Below are 15,032 nucleotides of genomic sequence, written 5' to 3' on the forward strand. Positions count from 1 at the left end.
TTCCGGTCACCCCCGCTTCCGTTTTCGCGCGATGACCGGGCAGGATCGCGTGGTGAGCTGGGTGACGAACATGATGCTGTCCACCGCGATGGAGGACTGGAAGGCCGTCGAGACCCTGAGCGAGTGGTTGCGCACCGAAGCGCCGCTCCGCCATGACTCCGCCGCGCTCGGCTGCGGCTTCCTCCGCAGGATGACCGACGGTGCGGAGCCGCCCTGGGGTGGCGGGAAGTACCCGGAGTGCGCGGTCTGGGCCGGCACGCTCAACCACGCCGATCCGGGCGCGCTGCTGAACCGGGTGCGGACGCTCCCGTGGGCGGTCCCGCACGCCGTTCAGCTCTTCCTGATGGACCAGGAGCAGCTGTTCTTCCGCGTCTGGATGTTCCGCGACGGCGAGTTGCGCCAGTACGCCCCGGAGCAGCCGGACGAGGCGGACCCGGCCTTCGGGCCACCCCACCACCCGTGAAACGCCGAAGGCCGCCACCCGGACCCGGGTGGCGGCCTTCGGCGTGGGCCGGTCTCAGTCGGCGACGGGGGCCAGCTTGCCGGCCTCCCAGGCCGCGCGGCGCTCCGCCTGCAGCACCGGGTCCGCGACCGGCGCCGCCGACAGCAGGCGGCGCGTGTAGTCCTGCTGCGGCGAGTGCAGCACCTGGTCGCGCGTGCCGATCTCGACGAGCTTGCCGTGCTGCATCACCGCGACGCGGTCGGCGAGCAGGTCGACCACCGCCAGGTCGTGGCTGATGAACAGGCACGCGAACTGCAGCGACTGCTGCAGGTCGAGGAACAGGTCCAGCACGCGGGCCTGCACCGAGACGTCCAGCGCCGACGTCGGCTCGTCCGCGATGAGCAGCGCCGGGTCCAGGGACAGCGCCCGGGCGATCGCCACGCGCTGGCGCTGGCCGCCGGAAAGCTCGTGCGGGTAGCGGTTCATGTAGTGCCCGCCCAGCTCGACCTTGTCGAGCAGCGAGCGCACCCGGGCCGACAGCTCCTTGCCGCCGAGCACCTTGTGCAGCACCATCGGCTCGGCGATCGACTCGCCGATCGTCATCTTCGGGTCCAGCGTGGACGCCGGGTCCTGGAACACGATCGAGAAGTACCGGCGAAGCGGGCGAAGCTCCTTCGCCGACATCTTCGTGATGTCCTTGCCGGCGATCGCGATGGTGCCCTCGGTGGCCTGGAGCAGGCCGACGGCGCAGCGGCCGACGGTCGTCTTGCCCGAGCCGGACTCGCCCACCAGGCCGACGATCTCGCCCTTGGCGATGGACAGCGAGACGTCGTCGACCGCGCGGTTCTTGCCCTGGCCGCGGCGGCCGGGGTACTCGAGCACCAGGTTCTTGATCTCGAGGGCCGGCGCGGCTTCCTCGATCACGGCCTCCAGCTCGGCGTCGGCCAGCCGGATCTCCTCGGCGATTTTGGCCGCCTCGGTGCTGTCGGAGGCGATCCCGGCGTCGTCGAGCAGGCGGCGCCCCTCCGGGCGCTGGCCGAGCACCGGCACCGCGGCCAGCAGCCGCCGGGTGTAGTCCTCCTTCGGCGACGCGAACAGCTCGCGCGACGGGGCCTCTTCGACGATCTCGCCCTGGTACATCACGATGACGCGGTCGGCCATGTCGGCGACGACGCCCATGTCGTGGGTGATCAGCACGATCGCCGTGTCGAGGGTGTCGCGCAGCTTGCGCAGCAGGCCGAGGATCTCCGCCTGCACCGTGACGTCGAGCGCGGTGGTCGGCTCGTCGGCGATGATCACCTTCGGGTCGCAGGAGATCGCCATGGCGATCACGACGCGCTGGCGCAGACCGCCCGAGAGCTGGTGCGGGTACTGCTTGAACCGCAGCTCCGGGTTCGGGATGCCGACCATGTCCAGCAGCTCGACCGCGCGCTTGTCCGCGGCGGCCTTGGAGATGTCCAGGTGCGAGCGCAGGGCCTCGCGCAGCTGCCAGCCGACCGTGTAGACCGGGTTCAGCGCCGTCATCGGCTCCTGGAAGATCATCGCGACCTGGTTGCCGCGGATCTTCTGCATTTCCTTCTCTTTGAGATCCGCCAGGTTGCGCTCGCCGAGGCGCAGCTCGCCGGCGATCCGGCTGGTCTTGGGCAGCAGGCCCAGCACCGACATCGACGTGACGGACTTGCCGGAGCCGGACTCCCCGACCACGGCGACGATCTCGCCGGGCTGCACGTCGAAACCGATGCCCTTGACGGCGTCCACGACGCCGTCCTCGGTCTGGAACGACACGCTCAGGTCGGAGATCGACAGAACGGATCCGGACACGCCGGCGACGTCCGCCGAAGTTGCTTCAGTGCTCACCAAGATGCCCTTCGTGGGGGTACAGACGATCGCGACGCGGCGGTCGCGACTCGCGCGAGGATAACCGAGGGTGTCCCCGACGAAGGTCGGAGCACGGGAATTACGCTCAACCCGTGATCTCCCCGGTACCGCGCAGGCTGCTGCTCGTCCACGCCCATCCCGACGACGAGAGCATCACCACCGGCGCCACGATCGCACGATACGCCGCCGAAGGCGCCGAAGTGACGGTCGTGACCTGCACGCTCGGTGAAGAGGGCGAGATCATGGCCGGCCTGCCCGAGCTGGCCGGGCTGGGCGCCTGGGCGGCCGACCAGCTGGGCGGCTACCGCGTCAGCGAGCTGAAGGCCGCGTGCGCCGCGCTGGGGGTGTCACGACATCGTTATCTGGGCGGCATCGGCCGGTGGCGCGATTCGGGCATGGCGGGCACGCCGTCGGCCGCGCACCCGCGGGCGTTCACCGGGGGGAGCGTCGACGAGCAGGCGGCGCAGCTCGCGGAGATCCTCGACGAGGTGCGGCCCCAGGTCGTCGTCACCTACGACTCCTTCGGCGGCTACGGCCACCCCGACCATGTCCGCGCCCACGAGATCACGATGGCGGCGGCGCCGGGCGCGGAGTCGGTGACGCGGGTGTTCCACACGGTCGCGTCGAGTGACGCGGTGCGCGCCGGGCTGGCCGCGCTGCGGGCCGGCGAGACCGAGTACCCCGTACCGCCCGACGACGAGCTGCCCGTGACGCCGGACGAGGAGATCACGACGAGGCTCGACGTCGCCGCGTACGTCCCGGCGAAGCTGGCGGCCCTGCGCGCGCACGCGACGCAGCTGGCCGTGGTCGACGGCGACGTCCCGTACTTCGCGCTGACGAACCGGCTCGCGCAGCCGATCCCGGCATACGACTCCTTCGTCCTGGCCCACGGCCCGGCCGAAGGCGCGGCGGACGACCTGTTCGGCGGGCTGTGACGGTGCCGGAGCCGCTGACCTGGGAGCAGAGGCTGCTGCTGCTCCTGCTCGCCTTCGACACGGTGCTGCTGGCCGTGCTGGAGCTGTTCTTCCTGCCGCTGCGCGTCGGCGTCGTGCCGCTGCCGGTGACGGTGATCGTCGGGGCCGTCACCACGCCGTGGCTGGTGTCGACGACGGCGAAGCTGGTGCGGCCGGGGCTTTCGTGGGTACCCCTGGCGGTGTGGGTGGTCGTCGTGTTCGGGTTCGGCCTGCTGGGCCCGGGCGGCGACTTGGTGCTGATCCAGGACTGGCGTGCGCTGGTGCTGCTCGGCGCGAGCGCGCTACCGGGCGCGCTGGTGCTCGGCGGCGGGCTGGGCCGGGCCGCGGGAAGGAGTCCGGGACGTGGCTGAGGCGATCTCCGACAAGCAGGTCGTGGCGGTGCTGCGACCATTCGTGCGTGCGTGCGGGCCGATGCTCGACGCGCTGCGCGAGTCCGATCCGTTCGGCTTGCAGGCGCGGGAGAAGGAGGACTTGGCCGAGGTCGAGTCCGGGCTCAAGGCGAAGCTGATCCACGGCGTGACGTCGGTGAAGGTGCCCGGCACGGCCGCGTGGGCGCGGATGACGGGCTACGACCGGTCGAGCTGGTGGATGAACCGCGTCGGCCGCTTCACGGCGCTGCTGACGTCGATCCCGGGCCTGGGCGGGGCGCTGGCCGACCGGCTGCCGGTCCAGGACACGCTGGGGGCGGCGTCACAGGGGCTGCTGCTGTGCGCGATCGCGGGCGAGTACGGCGTGACGGACGTCGGGACGCGGGTTCAGCTGATCGCGTCGGTGCTGTTCGAGCGCGAGATCGACGCCGACCTCGCGGCGGGCAGGCACCCGGAGCACGACGAAGCCGCGGAGGCGGACGAAGCGGCGAAGCTGACCGAAGAGCTGACGGCGTCGGAGAAGAAGCACGGCAAGGCGACGGTGAAGGCGGCGGCCGGGACGCTGTGGCGCCTCGGGCGCGGGCTGCTCGGGATCACCGAGGAGCTGGAGAAGCGGCCGCGGGGCAACTTCTTGCACCGTGCGATCGGCATGTTGCCGGTCGTCGGCGCGGCGGGGGACTACTTCGGCGAGCGATCGGGGCTGCGCGAAGTCTGGAAGCGGGCGCACGTCTGGCTGACCGAGCACCGCGCCTGAGCTTCCCGCGCGGTGCCCGGCCCGGACCTCAGTTCCAGAACTGGAACACGCTGAACCCGATCTGCGCACCGTCCACATAGCCCCCGAACGCGCCGAAGATCGAGTACGCGCCCTGCCACAGGGCCGTGTTCGCCGGCTTGAAGAACCACAGGATCGCGAACAGGATGATCGGCGCCCACGGACGGACCTTGGCGCCGAGCTCGCGGGCCTGCGGGGGCAGGTACGGCTCGATCGCGCCCCAGCCGTCGAGGCCGGGGATCGGGAGGATGTTCAAGATGAACGTCACGATCTGCAGCAGCGCCAGGTAGGACATCGCGATCACCAGGCCGCCCGCCATCGGGACCAGCGCGACCACCAGTGCCAGCGCCGCGCCCACCGCGAGGTTGCTCAGCGGCCCGGCCAGCGACACCCACGACGACGTCCCGCGCGACCGCAGCGCGCCGCGGTTGATCCAGACCGCGCCGCCCGGGAGCGGGATGCCGCCGATGATCAGGAAGATCAGCGGCAGGATGATCGACAGGACCGGGTCGGTGTACTTCCGCACGTCCAGCGTCAGGTAACCCTTGTGGGCGACGCTGTAGTCACCGCCGCGGTAGGCGACCATCGCGTGGCCGAACTCGTGCAGCGACAGTGACGCCACCCAGCCGGCGGCGACGAAGATCACGACCCCGGCGATGAGCAGCGGGTCGCGGTCGCGGACGAAAACGGTGTTGATGTCACCGAACGCGGCCATCACGCCGCCGGCGACGGTGAGCGCGAGGATGCCGAGGAAGACCGGGCTGGGGCGCACTGCTGACTTCTGCACGCTTCCAGTGTTCCGTATGCCCGGTGTGAAGTTACCGGCGTGTCCCCTTGCGCGATCGGGCCCGAACGTCCCCCGAACTCGCTACTCCGCTTGACCTGACCGCACTACACGGGTGTAATCACAGTGATGTCATTCGTCGTCGAGGGGACGGCGAGTGTCGTTTCACCACCGCCAGCCTGGGGAGTGCTAGGGAGCGAGGAGGCGGACGTGCGGTTGGAAGCCGATGGTAAGGAATGGGGGCACGTCATGGGTTGGGGCGAGATCCCGGAGCAGGCTCTGGGAGATCTCACCGAGCTCATCGATGCCACCGAAGAAGAGCAGGACTGGCAGGAACGCGCTTTGTGCGCGCAGACGGACCCGGAGGCGTTCTTCCCCGAGAAGGGCGGCTCCACCCGTGAAGCCAAGCGGATCTGCCTGGGCTGCGAGGTCAAGGACGAGTGCCTTGAGTACGCGCTGGCCAAGGACGAACGCTTCGGTATCTGGGGCGGTCTGTCCGAGCGGGAGCGCCGCAAGCTGAAGAAACGCGCGGTCTAGAGGGGGAACCGCCGGTGATGCGTGCGTCACCGGCGATTCCGACACTCGGCGTGGGTTCACCATCGGGTGACGGACCGGGGCCGTAGGGTGGCCGCACCGATCCGCCGCTTGATCTGGAGCAGTCGTTGCCCCGCACCGCCGCGCCGCCCGCCCTGCGCACCGCGCCCGTTCTGGCCATTGTGGTCTGTCACAACGGCGAGAACTGGCTGCCGCTGGCGCTTTCTTCGTTGCGCCGCAGCACTGTCCGGCCCCGGCACGTACTCGCCGTCGACACCGGTTCCACCGACTCGACCGCGCGGCTACTCGCCGAGGCGGCGGCCGATCCCGGCCCGGATTCCGCGCCCGTGCTCTCCGGCGTCATCACACTGTCGAGTGAAACCGGCTTCGCCGCCGCGGTCGCCGGAGCCGTCGAGCACGCCACCGAGCGCTGGGGCGACCCCGGTGCGTGGCTGTGGCTGCTGCACGACGACTGCGCACCCGAGCCCGACTGCCTCGACGAACTGCTGCGCGTCGCCACCAAAACGCCGTCGGCGACCGTGCTCGGCTCGCTCGGTCTCGACTGGACCGACCCGCGGCTGATCGTCGAAGCCGGCCTGTCGACTGACGCGTCCGGGCACCGCCAGCAGGTCGCCGCGCTCGGTGACGAGCCCGCCGAGGTGCTCGCCGTGCCCAGCGCCGGCTCGCTCGTGCGCCGCGACGCCTGGGACGAGCTCGGCGGCTTCGACCCCGAATTCCCGTTGCTGCGCGAGGATCTCGACTTCGGCTGGCGCGCGAACGCCGCCGGCGGGCTCGTCCTCTCGGTGCCGACCGCGCGGGTGCGGCACGCGCGCGCCGTCACGACCGGGCAGCGCGCGGCGGACGCCGTCGCCGCCCCGCTCGCGGCCGCGAACCGCGCCCACGGGCTGCGGGTGTTCCTCGTGAACTGCTCGCCGTTTTCCTTCTGGCTGGGGATGATCCGGCTCCCGCTGCTCTCCCTCCTGCGCGCGCTGGCGTTCGTCCTGCTGCGCCGGACCGGCGAGGCGCGGGCCGAGTTCGCCGCCGCGACGTACCTCCTCAGTGGACGCGGCGGATTGCGCGCCGCGCGCGCCCGCCGACGGCGGAATCCGCGGCCGGGCACGGTTCGCGGGCTCTTCACCGGACGCGTGACGCGGTTGCGCAACGCCGTCCGCGCCGGCGTCGTCGGGCTGGTCCGCCGCGGCGTCGAGGAAGACCTCGCGCTGGGTCGCGTGCCCGAGACCGTCGAAACCGAGTCGGCGTGGGTGACGCCCGAAGCGCTCGACGCGCGCGAGACGCGTCCCGTCGGGCCGGACGCGTTGCCGGCGGGTGCGCTGCGCGGGCTCAGCTCGCGCGGATCCGGGCTGCGCCGGCCGGGCACGCTCGTCGCCGTCGCGCTGCCGGAAACCGCCGCACCCGAACCGGTCTCGGCCACCGAAGACGCCGAAGACACTGACGCCGATGCCACTGAAACCGTCGTCGAAGAGCCGGAAATCGTCTTCGTCGAGGTGAACCGGCGCCGCGTGCTCGCGGCGACGATCTTCGCGCCGCCGGTGGTGCTGCTCGTCGTGATGACCGCGCTGGGGCTGGTCGTCAACCGCGCCCGGCTCGGCCTCGACCTCTTCGGCGGCAAGCTGCTGCCGGTCGGCGGGCTGGGCGAGCTCTGGTCGTCGTACCTGACGCCGTGGCACGCGATCGCCGGCGGCACCGGCGCGCCCGCGTCGGCGACGCTCCCGGTGCTCGGCACGCTCGGCGCGGTGTTCGCGCCGCTCGGCGGCCCGGCCGCGCTGGTGGCGATCCTGTTCCTCGGCGACATCCCGCTGGCCGCCCTGAGCGCGTACGTGGCGACGCGACGGCTGCGCGTGCGCCGCTGGGTCCGCGCGGTCATCGCCGCGACGTACGCGCTGCTGCCCGCCGCGACCGCCGGTGTCGCGCAGGGCCGGCTCGACGTCGTCGTGGTGCACCTGGTGCTGCCGCTGGTGGCCGCGGGCATCGTGGGGCTGCTGGTGCGGGCGGACACGCGCTGGCTGCACGTGTCGGCTCTGTCGGCGATCGGGATGGCGCTCCTCGGCGCGTTCTCGCCGCTGGCGCACGGGCTCGCGCTCGCCGGGCTGCTGATCGGGTTCGTGGTGCTGCCCGCGCCGACCGGGCTGGCGCGGCGGATCGCGTCGGTCGGCATCGTGGTGCTCCTGCCGCTGGCGCTGCTGCTGCCGTGGCCGACGGTCCTGCTGCGGCACCCGGAGCTGCTGGTGCAGGGGCTCGGCGGCGCGGCTTCGGCGGTGTCCGGCACCGACCTGGCCGGGCTCGACCCCGGTGGGCCGGGCGCGTGGCCGATCGGCGTCGCGGTGATCGCGGCGGCCCTGATCGCGATCGTCGTCCGCCCGACGAAGCTCGCGGCGGGCGGGCTCGCGCTGGCCGCGCTGGGGGCGGGCGGGCTCGTCCTGGTGCGGCTGGTGACGGCGGTGCCGATGCAGGGTGGATCACCCGCGCACGGCCACACCGGCGTGCCGCTGCTGATCGTCGGCGCGGGGCTGCTGTGGGTCGTGCTCGGCTCGTGGCAGCGCGGCGGTTCGGCCGGGGTGCCCGCGACGTGGCTGCCGAAGGTGTTCGCGGTCGCCGGGGTCGTGGTGTTCCTCGCGCTGGCGGCCGGCGCGGTGGTCGTCGGCGGCCAGGGGCCGCTTCGCGCCGGGGAACGGCCCGCGCTGGCGCCGGAGGTGGCGGCGGAGCTGTCCGCGTCCGGCCGGTCGGTGCTCGACCTCGCGACGGACGCGACCCGTCAGATCGGCGGCCGCCTGCCCCACTACGGCGACGACGAGCTGGCCCCGACACCCGGCACCCCGGCCCGGCTCGCGTCGTGGCGCCGAGACCTCGGCCAGGGCGACGCGGCGGCGGTCCAGCGCGCGTTCGCCGCTGCCGCAGCGGCGGGGGTGCAGTTCGTGGTGCTGCCGGCGGGCGTCGACCCGCAGGCGTACGTGCCGTTGGCGAAGGACCTGGTCTCGGTGGCCGCGCCGACGTCCGACGGCCGTGGCGTGCTTCGCCTCCTGCCGCCGGCCGGACAGGTGATCTTGATCTCCCCGGAGCAGGCGAAGGCGGCCGTGACGGGCGGCGGCGTGCCCGGGAATTCGCCGGGCGTGGCGCCGGTCCAGGCGGGGCTGCCGGACGTGCGCGTCCGCGTGTCCGACGGGCCGACCGGGCGCCTGCTGGTGCTCGCGGCGGAGCAGGAAGCGGGCTGGAAGGCGTCGGTGGGCGGCAAGAGCGTGCCGATCGTGCCGGCGTGGGGGCACCAGGTGGCGGTGTCGGTGCCACCGTCGACGTCCGAGGTGACGGTGGAGTTCCCGGGCACGGAACGGAACCTGCTGCTGCTCGCGCAGTTGGCGGCGGTGCTGTTCACGCTGCTGACGGCGGTCCCGGCCCGGCGCCGCTTGCCCCAGTGAACCAGTAAAGGAGCGAGGTGGTCATCCCGTCGCCTGAGGCCGTCAAAATCACTTTGAGCCGGGCCCGCAACCCACAGCGCAACGAGACATGACAACGCAACCTTGCGGGCCCGGCTCAAAGTGATAGGCCTCAATCAGGCGACGGGATGACCACCTTGCGGCCCACTCGCAAAGGTGAGGAAACAGCGCTGCGGGTGGCCATCCCAGAGCCTGCCCGTCCGGCGAGGACAGTCTTTTGTCTTCTGCCACGGCAGAGCGGGTCCGACCTCCCTCGCCCCTCCGGTGGGATTTTCAGTCGGCGGTCGGGTTTGTCAAGGCGGGAAAGCGTGCCTTGACAAACCCGACCGCCGACTGACGGGAAGGCTGGGATGAGGGGCGGGGGAGGTCTGGTGACGTCGTTGGTCGGCCCGCGTTGCCGGCCGCCGGTTCGCGGCGCTTCCAGCCGGGCCGGCGGGGCTACTCGCCTTCGATGACGTCCGGTTCCACGCCCAGGTACCCGGCCACCTGCTCGACGAGCACGTCGTGCACCAGATCCGCCAGCTCCGACGGATCCTTCGCCCGCGCTTCCAGCGGCCGCCGGTACAGCACGATCCGCGCGCGCGTCGGCATCCCCGTCCGGTCCACGCCCGCCGGGACCAGGCGCGACAACGGCACCGCGCCGTCGTGCAGCACGCCGTCCGACGGCGCACGGCCGTTCTCGCGGACCTCGGGCACGTCGTCGACCGCCACGTCGAGCTTCGTCAGCTCGTGGCGCCAACGGGCCTCGATCGGTTCCAGCGCGTCGAGCACCAGCGCGTCGAACCTCTCCGCGCGGCTCGCGGCGGCGGGCAGGGTCGCCGGGTACAGCGTCCCGCGCAGGCCCCGGCCGTGCCGGTCCCGTCGCGAGCGCCGCCGCTGTCGGTAGTCACGAGCCGTCGCCACCCCGGAAGTCTATGCGGTCGGCACGTCCCAGCGCGTGTCGCTCCTACTAGCTTGCGGCGACGCGCTATCGTTTCCGATCGTGCGGAGCGTACGGAAGTGTTCGCGTACCGGCTGTCTCGAGCCGGCTGTGGCCACGCTGACGTATGCCTACAGCGACTCGACCGCCGTCGTCGGCCCACTGGCCACCGCTTCCGAGCCGCACTCGTACGACCTCTGCGAAGCCCACGCGCTGCGGCTGACCGTCCCCAAGGGCTGGGAAGTCGTCCGGCACGAAGGCGCCTTCGCCGCGCCGGACCCGTCGGCCGACGAGCTGACGGCGCTGGCCGAGGCCGTGCGCGAGGCCGGCCGCCCCGGCAAACCGGCCCCCGCGCCCGAGCCGGAAGGCCCCTCCGGGCGTCGCGGGCACCTGCGTGTCCTCCCCGGTCGCGCCTGAACGCGTAACCCACCACCACCGCCGGTAGGCTTTCCGCGCGGCGCAGCGGGCGCCGGGACGACTATTCGCGGGGAGACGGCGTGCCAGACCTTTCGGGCATCGTGAAGGCCTACGACATTCGCGGCGTGGTCGGCGAGCAGCTCGACGCGGCGCTCGTCCGCGACTTCGGCGCCGCGTTCGCCCTGCTCATCAAGCCGGAAGCGCCGGCCGTGGTGATCGGGCACGACATGCGCGACTCGTCGCCGGGCCTGGCGGCGGCCTTCGCCGAGGGCGTCACCTCGCAGGGTCTGGACGTCGTGAGCATCGGGCTGGCCAGCACCGACCAGCTCTACTTCGCCTCGGGTTCGCTGAACCTGCCGGGCGCGATGTTCACCGCGAGCCACAACCCGGCCAAGTACAACGGCATCAAGATGTGCCGCGCCGGCGCGTCCCCGGTCGGCCAGGACACCGGGCTCGCCGAGATCCGCGACACCGTCGAGCAGGGCGTGCCCGAGTTCGAGGGCCAGCGCGGCACCGTGTCGGAGCGGGACGTCCTCGCCGACTACGCCGCCTACCTGCGCAACCTCGTCGACCTGTCGGGCAACCGGCCGCTGAAGGTCGTCGTCGACGCGGGCAACGGCATGGGCGGCCACACCGTCCCGACCGTCTTCGACGGCCTGCCGATCGACGTCGTCCCGATGTACTTCGAGCTCGACGGCAGCTTCCCGAACCACGAGGCCAACCCGCTGGACCCGGCGAACATCGTCGACCTCCAGGCGAAGGTGCGCGAGGTCGGCGCGGACGCCGGGGTGGCCTTCGACGGCGACGCCGACCGCTGCTTCATTGTCGACGAGCGCGGCGAGCCGGTTTCGCCGAGCGCGATCACCGCGCTGGTCGCCGTGCGCGAGCTGGCGAAGGACCCGGGCGGCACGGTCATCCACAACCTGATCACGTCGAAGGGCGTGCCCGAGATCGTCGCCGAGCACGGCGGCAAGCCGGTCCGCACGCGCGTCGGGCACTCGTTCATCAAGGCCGAGATGGCCCGCACCGGCGCGATCTTCGGCGGCGAGCACTCCGCGCACTACTACTTCCGCGACTTCTGGCGCGCCGACACCGGCATGCTGGCGGCGCTGCACGTCCTCGCCGCGCTCGGCGAGCAAGATGGCCCGCTGTCCGAGCTGACCAGCGCGTACTCGCGCTACGCGGCCTCGGGTGAGATCAACTCGACCGTCGACGACCAGGTCGCGAAGATGATGGCCGTCAAGGACTCCTTCGGCACCCGCCCCGGCGTCGAGCTCGACGAGCTGGACGGCCTGACCGTGCAGCTGCCGGGCGGCGCCTGGTTCAACCTGCGCCCGTCGAACACCGAACCGCTGCTCCGGCTGAACGTCGAAGCCGCGAACGCCGAGGCCGTGCAGGGGCTGGTGGACGAAGTACTCGCGATCATCCGCAACTGACCGTCCACGGTGAAGGGCGCGCAACCGTGTCCGGAAGGTGCCCTTCACCACACCTCATCGCGTGGTATGGAGGAACCATGGCCATCACGCTCGACGCCCAGCTCCTCGAGATCCTGGCGTGCCCGTCGCCCGATCACGCCCCGTTGCGCCCCGGGGCGCCGGACGACCCCGAGGCCGACGCACTGACGTGCACGGAGTGCGGCCGGGTGTACCCGGTCCGTGACGGGATCCCGGTCCTGCTCCTGGACGAAGCCCGGACTCCCGGCGACAGCGGAAAATCCGATGCCGACAGTGCTTGACGACTCGCTGCTGGACGACCCCGCGCGGCTGGCCGAGGCCGACAGCGCGGGGCTGCTCCGGGCGGCCGCGATGGCGGGCGCCCAGGTGCGCGCGACCGCTGAGCTCGCGGCCGAGCTGGAGCTGTCCGACCGGCTCGACGTCGGCCGTCCGCGCGCCGTGGTGCTGATCGACCGGCCGGGCGTGAGCCGGACGCTCACCCGGCTGCTCGCGGCGCTGCTGGCGCCGTCGTGCCCGGTCCCGGTCGTCGTCGCCGAGGTGGTGCCGAGCTGGATCGGCGCGCTCGACGTCGTCTTCGCGCACACCGACGACCCCGGCGACCGCGAGCTCGCCGCTTCGCTGGAACGTGCCGCGCGCTTCGGCGCCTCTGTCGTGCTCTCCGCGCCGGCGGAAGGCCCGGTGGCCGCCGCGGTGGCGGGCAAGGGCGTGCTGCTGACGCCGCGGATCCCGGTGCCGGCCGAGCTGGCGTTCCCGCGCGGCCTGGCCGCCGGGCTGCTCATGGCGAACGCGCTGGGCCTGCTGGTGGCCGACGTCCAGGTGCTGGCCGACCAGCTCGACCTGGAGGCCGAGAAGGACTACCTGGCCCGGGACTCGTTCGCGAACCCGGCCAAGGCGCTCGCGCTGCGGGTGGCCGACCGCGTGCCGCTCCTGTGGGGGCTGGACCCGGTCGCGGTCGCCGTCGGCGAACACGCTGCGCACGCGTTTGCCGCCCACGCTGCTACGGTCTGTGACGTCGAGGACTATCGCCAGGCCCTGGCGCGTCCCGCGTTGCGGCGGGCGGCGCAATCGGGTGGCGCGGAGCGTGACATCTTCGCCGATCCGGACGATCCATCAGGTGACATCCCGACTCGGGTGCTGCTTCTTTCGGTGCGTACCGGTCCGGCCACGGACGCGGCACGGTTCCAGGCCGAGGATCTGCTGCCGGGCGCGGACGTCATCGCCCCGGCCGAGGAGATCGAGGCGGACGAAATCGTGCGGGCCGCGGTGCTGGCGCTGCGGTTCGAACTGGCTGCGGTCTATCTCGGGCTGGCGGCGGGCAGAGTCGGCGGCGCGGGCCGCTTCGAGCCCGTGACGGCGTGAGACCCGCCGAGCACCGGTCGTGGCCGGTGCCGAAGGAGTGGAGTTGAGGTGACAGTGGAGCTGCTGCGCAACGCGGTGCGGCCCTACGCCTGGGGATCGCGGACGGCGATCCCCGAGCTGCTGGGCCGTCCGGTACCCGCGCCGCACCCCGAGGCCGAGCTGTGGATGGGGGCCCACCCGGGCGACCCGTCGCACGTCATCGGCCCCGACGGGACCGAGCGGAGCCTGCTGGAGCTGGTCGAAGCCGACCCGCTGGGCCAGCTGGGCGAGCGCTGCGCGAAGCGGTGGGGTGGGCGGCTGCCGTTCCTGCTGAAGATCCTCGCCGCGGAGGAGCCGCTGTCGATGCAGGCGCACCCGTCGGCGGCCCAGGCCGCGGAGGGGCACGCTCGCGAGGAGCTGCTGGGCATCCCGCGGGACGCGTCGAACCGCAACTACCCGGACCCGACGGCGAAACCGGAGCTCGTCTGCGCGCTGACGGAGTTCCACGCGCTGGCCGGGTTCCGCGAGCCGGACCGCACGGTGAAGCTGCTGAAGGCGATCGAGACGCCGGGGCTGGCGAAGTACACCGGGCTGATCGAGGCGCAGCCGGACCCGTCGGGGCTGCGGGCGCTGTTCACGACGTGGATCACGCTGCCGCAGCGGTCGCTGGACTCGCTGCTGCCGGAGGTGCTGGACGCCTGCGTCCGGCACGTCAAGGAGCACGGCGAGTTCGCCGTCGAGTGCCGGACGATCCTCGAGCTCGGCGAGGCGCACCCGCGCGACGCGGGCGTGCTGGCGGCGTTGCTGCTGAACCGGCTGACGCTGCGCGCGGGCGAGGCGATCTACCTGCCGGCCGGCAACCTGCACCTGTACCTGCACGGCACGGCCGTGGAGATCCTGGCGAACTCGGACAACATCCTGCGGTGCGGCCTGACGCCGAAGCACGTGGACGTCCCGGAACTGCTGCGCGTGGTCGACTTCGCGTGCGGCGAGATGCCGGTCCAGTGCGGCGACGGCGGCGACCGTCTTTCGGTGTACCGGACGGACGCGCCGGAGTTCGAGCTGTCGCGCGTCGAGTGGGCGCCGGGCCAGGACGACGAGATCTCGGTCGACAGCGTCGGCCCCCAGATCCTGCTGTGCACGGCGGGCGACCTGCTGGTGACGGCGGACGACGGCGAGAAGGTCGAGCTGCGCCGCGGTCAGTCGGTGTGGCTGCCGGCGGCCGACCCACCGGTGCGGGTACGCGCACTGGACGGCGCGCGGGCCCAGCTGTTCCGCGCGACCGCGGGCAACTGCGAGGACTGACCTTTGTGCGAAGGCCACCACCGGGGCTCCGGTGGTGGCCTTCGTCGTTCCCGGCCGCGGTCGTTTCCGTGTGCGTTCCGTGTGGCGGCTTCGGCCACGATCGACCCAGAGGGATGACCCTGGTGCGGTGCTGCGCGTCACCGGCCCGCTGGGGGTGGCGCCGGTCGGACAACGCCCGGCGCCCGTGGGCTGGGGTGGTGCCGCGAGGGGGCGGCACCACCTCGTGTTCGGGTGGTCCGGGTGTTCCGGTGAGGGGTGCTGGGCGGGGGTGGGCTCGCCGGCCGGTCGGGGAGGACCGGGCCGGCGGGCAACGCACCAGGCCGGCCTCGGCGGGGATCGGGGGCAGGGTTCGCGTGATGGGTGGGCCTGGCGTGGCTGGGGCCGGGGCTCGCGTGTTG

14 protein-coding genes are annotated in these 15,032 nt (G+C 72.6%); 11 read left to right on the forward strand and 3 right to left on the reverse strand.

What is annotated here, in order from left to right:
• Positions 1–52: 52 nt before the first annotated feature.
• Positions 53–463 (forward strand): hypothetical protein, encoded by a 411-nt coding sequence (locus ABZ342_RS34430; protein ID WP_360482065.1) that lies wholly within the window; start codon positions 53–55, stop codon positions 461–463.
• A gap of 54 nt (positions 464–517) precedes the next feature.
• On the opposite strand, the gene ABZ342_RS34435 is transcribed toward ABZ342_RS34430, so the two are convergent.
• Positions 518–2,299: an ABC transporter ATP-binding protein gene (locus tag ABZ342_RS34435; RefSeq protein WP_360482067.1), complete on the reverse strand. Its 1,782-nt coding sequence runs from the start codon at positions 2,297–2,299 to the stop codon at positions 518–520.
• 113 nt (positions 2,300–2,412) lie between these two features.
• Here ABZ342_RS34435 and mshB point away from each other — a divergent pair, with 113 nt between their 5' ends.
• The 3 genes from mshB to ABZ342_RS34450 are packed head-to-tail and all read left to right on the forward strand — an operon-like array spanning position 2,413 to position 4,416.
• Complete coding sequence (mshB, locus tag ABZ342_RS34440; protein ID WP_360482070.1) at positions 2,413–3,255, forward strand: N-acetyl-1-D-myo-inositol-2-amino-2-deoxy-alpha-D-glucopyranoside deacetylase; 843 nt, start codon at positions 2,413–2,415, stop codon at positions 3,253–3,255.
• Complete coding sequence (locus ABZ342_RS34445; protein WP_155541079.1) at positions 3,252–3,644, forward strand: hypothetical protein; 393 nt, start codon at positions 3,252–3,254, stop codon at positions 3,642–3,644. Before mshB ends, ABZ342_RS34445 begins: the two co-directional genes overlap by 4 nt.
• Positions 3,637–4,416 (forward strand): hypothetical protein, encoded by a 780-nt coding sequence (locus ABZ342_RS34450; protein WP_360482074.1) that lies wholly within the window; start codon positions 3,637–3,639, stop codon positions 4,414–4,416. Before ABZ342_RS34445 ends, ABZ342_RS34450 begins: the two co-directional genes overlap by 8 nt.
• A gap of 28 nt (positions 4,417–4,444) precedes the next feature.
• Here the strand turns inward: ABZ342_RS34450 and ABZ342_RS34455 are convergent, their stop codons facing one another.
• Positions 4,445–5,206, reverse strand: coding sequence for a site-2 protease family protein (locus ABZ342_RS34455; RefSeq protein ID WP_155544224.1), 762 nt, complete (start codon positions 5,204–5,206; stop codon positions 4,445–4,447).
• Positions 5,207–5,467: 261 nt separating this feature from the next.
• On the opposite strand from ABZ342_RS34455, the gene ABZ342_RS34460 reads away from it, so the two are divergent.
• The gene (locus ABZ342_RS34460) at positions 5,468–5,755 is read left to right on the forward strand and encodes a WhiB family transcriptional regulator (RefSeq protein ID WP_230862597.1); all 288 of its coding nucleotides are present in this window, start codon (positions 5,468–5,470) and stop codon (positions 5,753–5,755) included.
• 125 nt (positions 5,756–5,880) lie between these two features.
• Positions 5,881–9,183 carry a glycosyltransferase family 2 protein gene (locus ABZ342_RS34465; RefSeq protein WP_360482077.1) on the forward strand — a complete coding sequence of 1,101 codons (3,303 nt, stop codon included), beginning with the start codon at positions 5,881–5,883 and terminating at the stop codon, positions 9,181–9,183.
• Between the two features lie 456 nt (positions 9,184–9,639).
• Here the strand turns inward: ABZ342_RS34465 and ABZ342_RS34470 are convergent, their stop codons facing one another.
• On the reverse strand, positions 9,640–10,104 hold the full coding sequence (locus tag ABZ342_RS34470) for a metallopeptidase family protein (RefSeq protein ID WP_167379605.1): 465 nt from the start codon (positions 10,102–10,104) through the stop codon (positions 9,640–9,642).
• A gap of 79 nt (positions 10,105–10,183) precedes the next feature.
• Here ABZ342_RS34470 and ABZ342_RS34475 point away from each other — a divergent pair, with 79 nt between their 5' ends.
• The 5 genes from ABZ342_RS34475 to manA all read left to right on the forward strand — a co-directional run bounded on the left by ABZ342_RS34475 (position 10,184) and on the right by manA (position 14,634).
• Complete coding sequence (locus ABZ342_RS34475) at positions 10,184–10,537, forward strand: DUF3499 domain-containing protein (protein ID WP_026468546.1); 354 nt, start codon at positions 10,184–10,186, stop codon at positions 10,535–10,537.
• A gap of 80 nt (positions 10,538–10,617) precedes the next feature.
• Positions 10,618–11,973, forward strand: a complete 1,356-nt coding sequence (locus ABZ342_RS34480; RefSeq protein WP_360482081.1) for a phosphomannomutase/phosphoglucomutase — start codon at positions 10,618–10,620, stop codon at positions 11,971–11,973.
• 77 nt (positions 11,974–12,050) lie between these two features.
• Positions 12,051–12,272: a Trm112 family protein gene (locus tag ABZ342_RS34485; RefSeq protein ID WP_155541084.1), complete on the forward strand. Its 222-nt coding sequence runs from the start codon at positions 12,051–12,053 to the stop codon at positions 12,270–12,272.
• Positions 12,256–13,350 (forward strand): hypothetical protein, encoded by a 1,095-nt coding sequence (locus tag ABZ342_RS34490; protein ID WP_360482085.1) that lies wholly within the window; start codon positions 12,256–12,258, stop codon positions 13,348–13,350. Before ABZ342_RS34485 ends, ABZ342_RS34490 begins: the two co-directional genes overlap by 17 nt.
• Positions 13,351–13,404: 54 nt before the next feature.
• On the forward strand, positions 13,405–14,634 hold the full coding sequence (gene manA / locus ABZ342_RS34495) for a mannose-6-phosphate isomerase, class I (RefSeq protein WP_360482146.1): 1,230 nt from the start codon (positions 13,405–13,407) through the stop codon (positions 14,632–14,634).
• The last annotated feature ends 398 nt before the right edge of the window (positions 14,635–15,032 follow it).

The sequence above is a fragment of the Amycolatopsis sp. NPDC005961 genome, from assembly GCF_040629235.1.
GTDB classification, from domain to species: Bacteria; Actinomycetota; Actinomycetes; order Mycobacteriales; family Pseudonocardiaceae; genus Amycolatopsis; species Amycolatopsis camponoti.

What these genes read in the sequence shown, in the direction of transcription:
- ABZ342_RS34460 (WP_230862597.1), top strand. Translation starts at nt 5,468, where the DNA reads ATGGGTTGGGGCGAGATCCCGGAGCAGGCTCTGGGAGATCTCACCGAG.
- ABZ342_RS34485 (WP_155541084.1), top strand. Translation starts at nt 12,051, where the DNA reads ATGGCCATCACGCTCGACGCCCAGCTCCTCGAGATCCTGGCGTGCCCG.
- ABZ342_RS34490 (WP_360482085.1), top strand. Translation starts at nt 12,256, where the DNA reads ATGCCGACAGTGCTTGACGACTCGCTGCTGGACGACCCCGCGCGGCTG.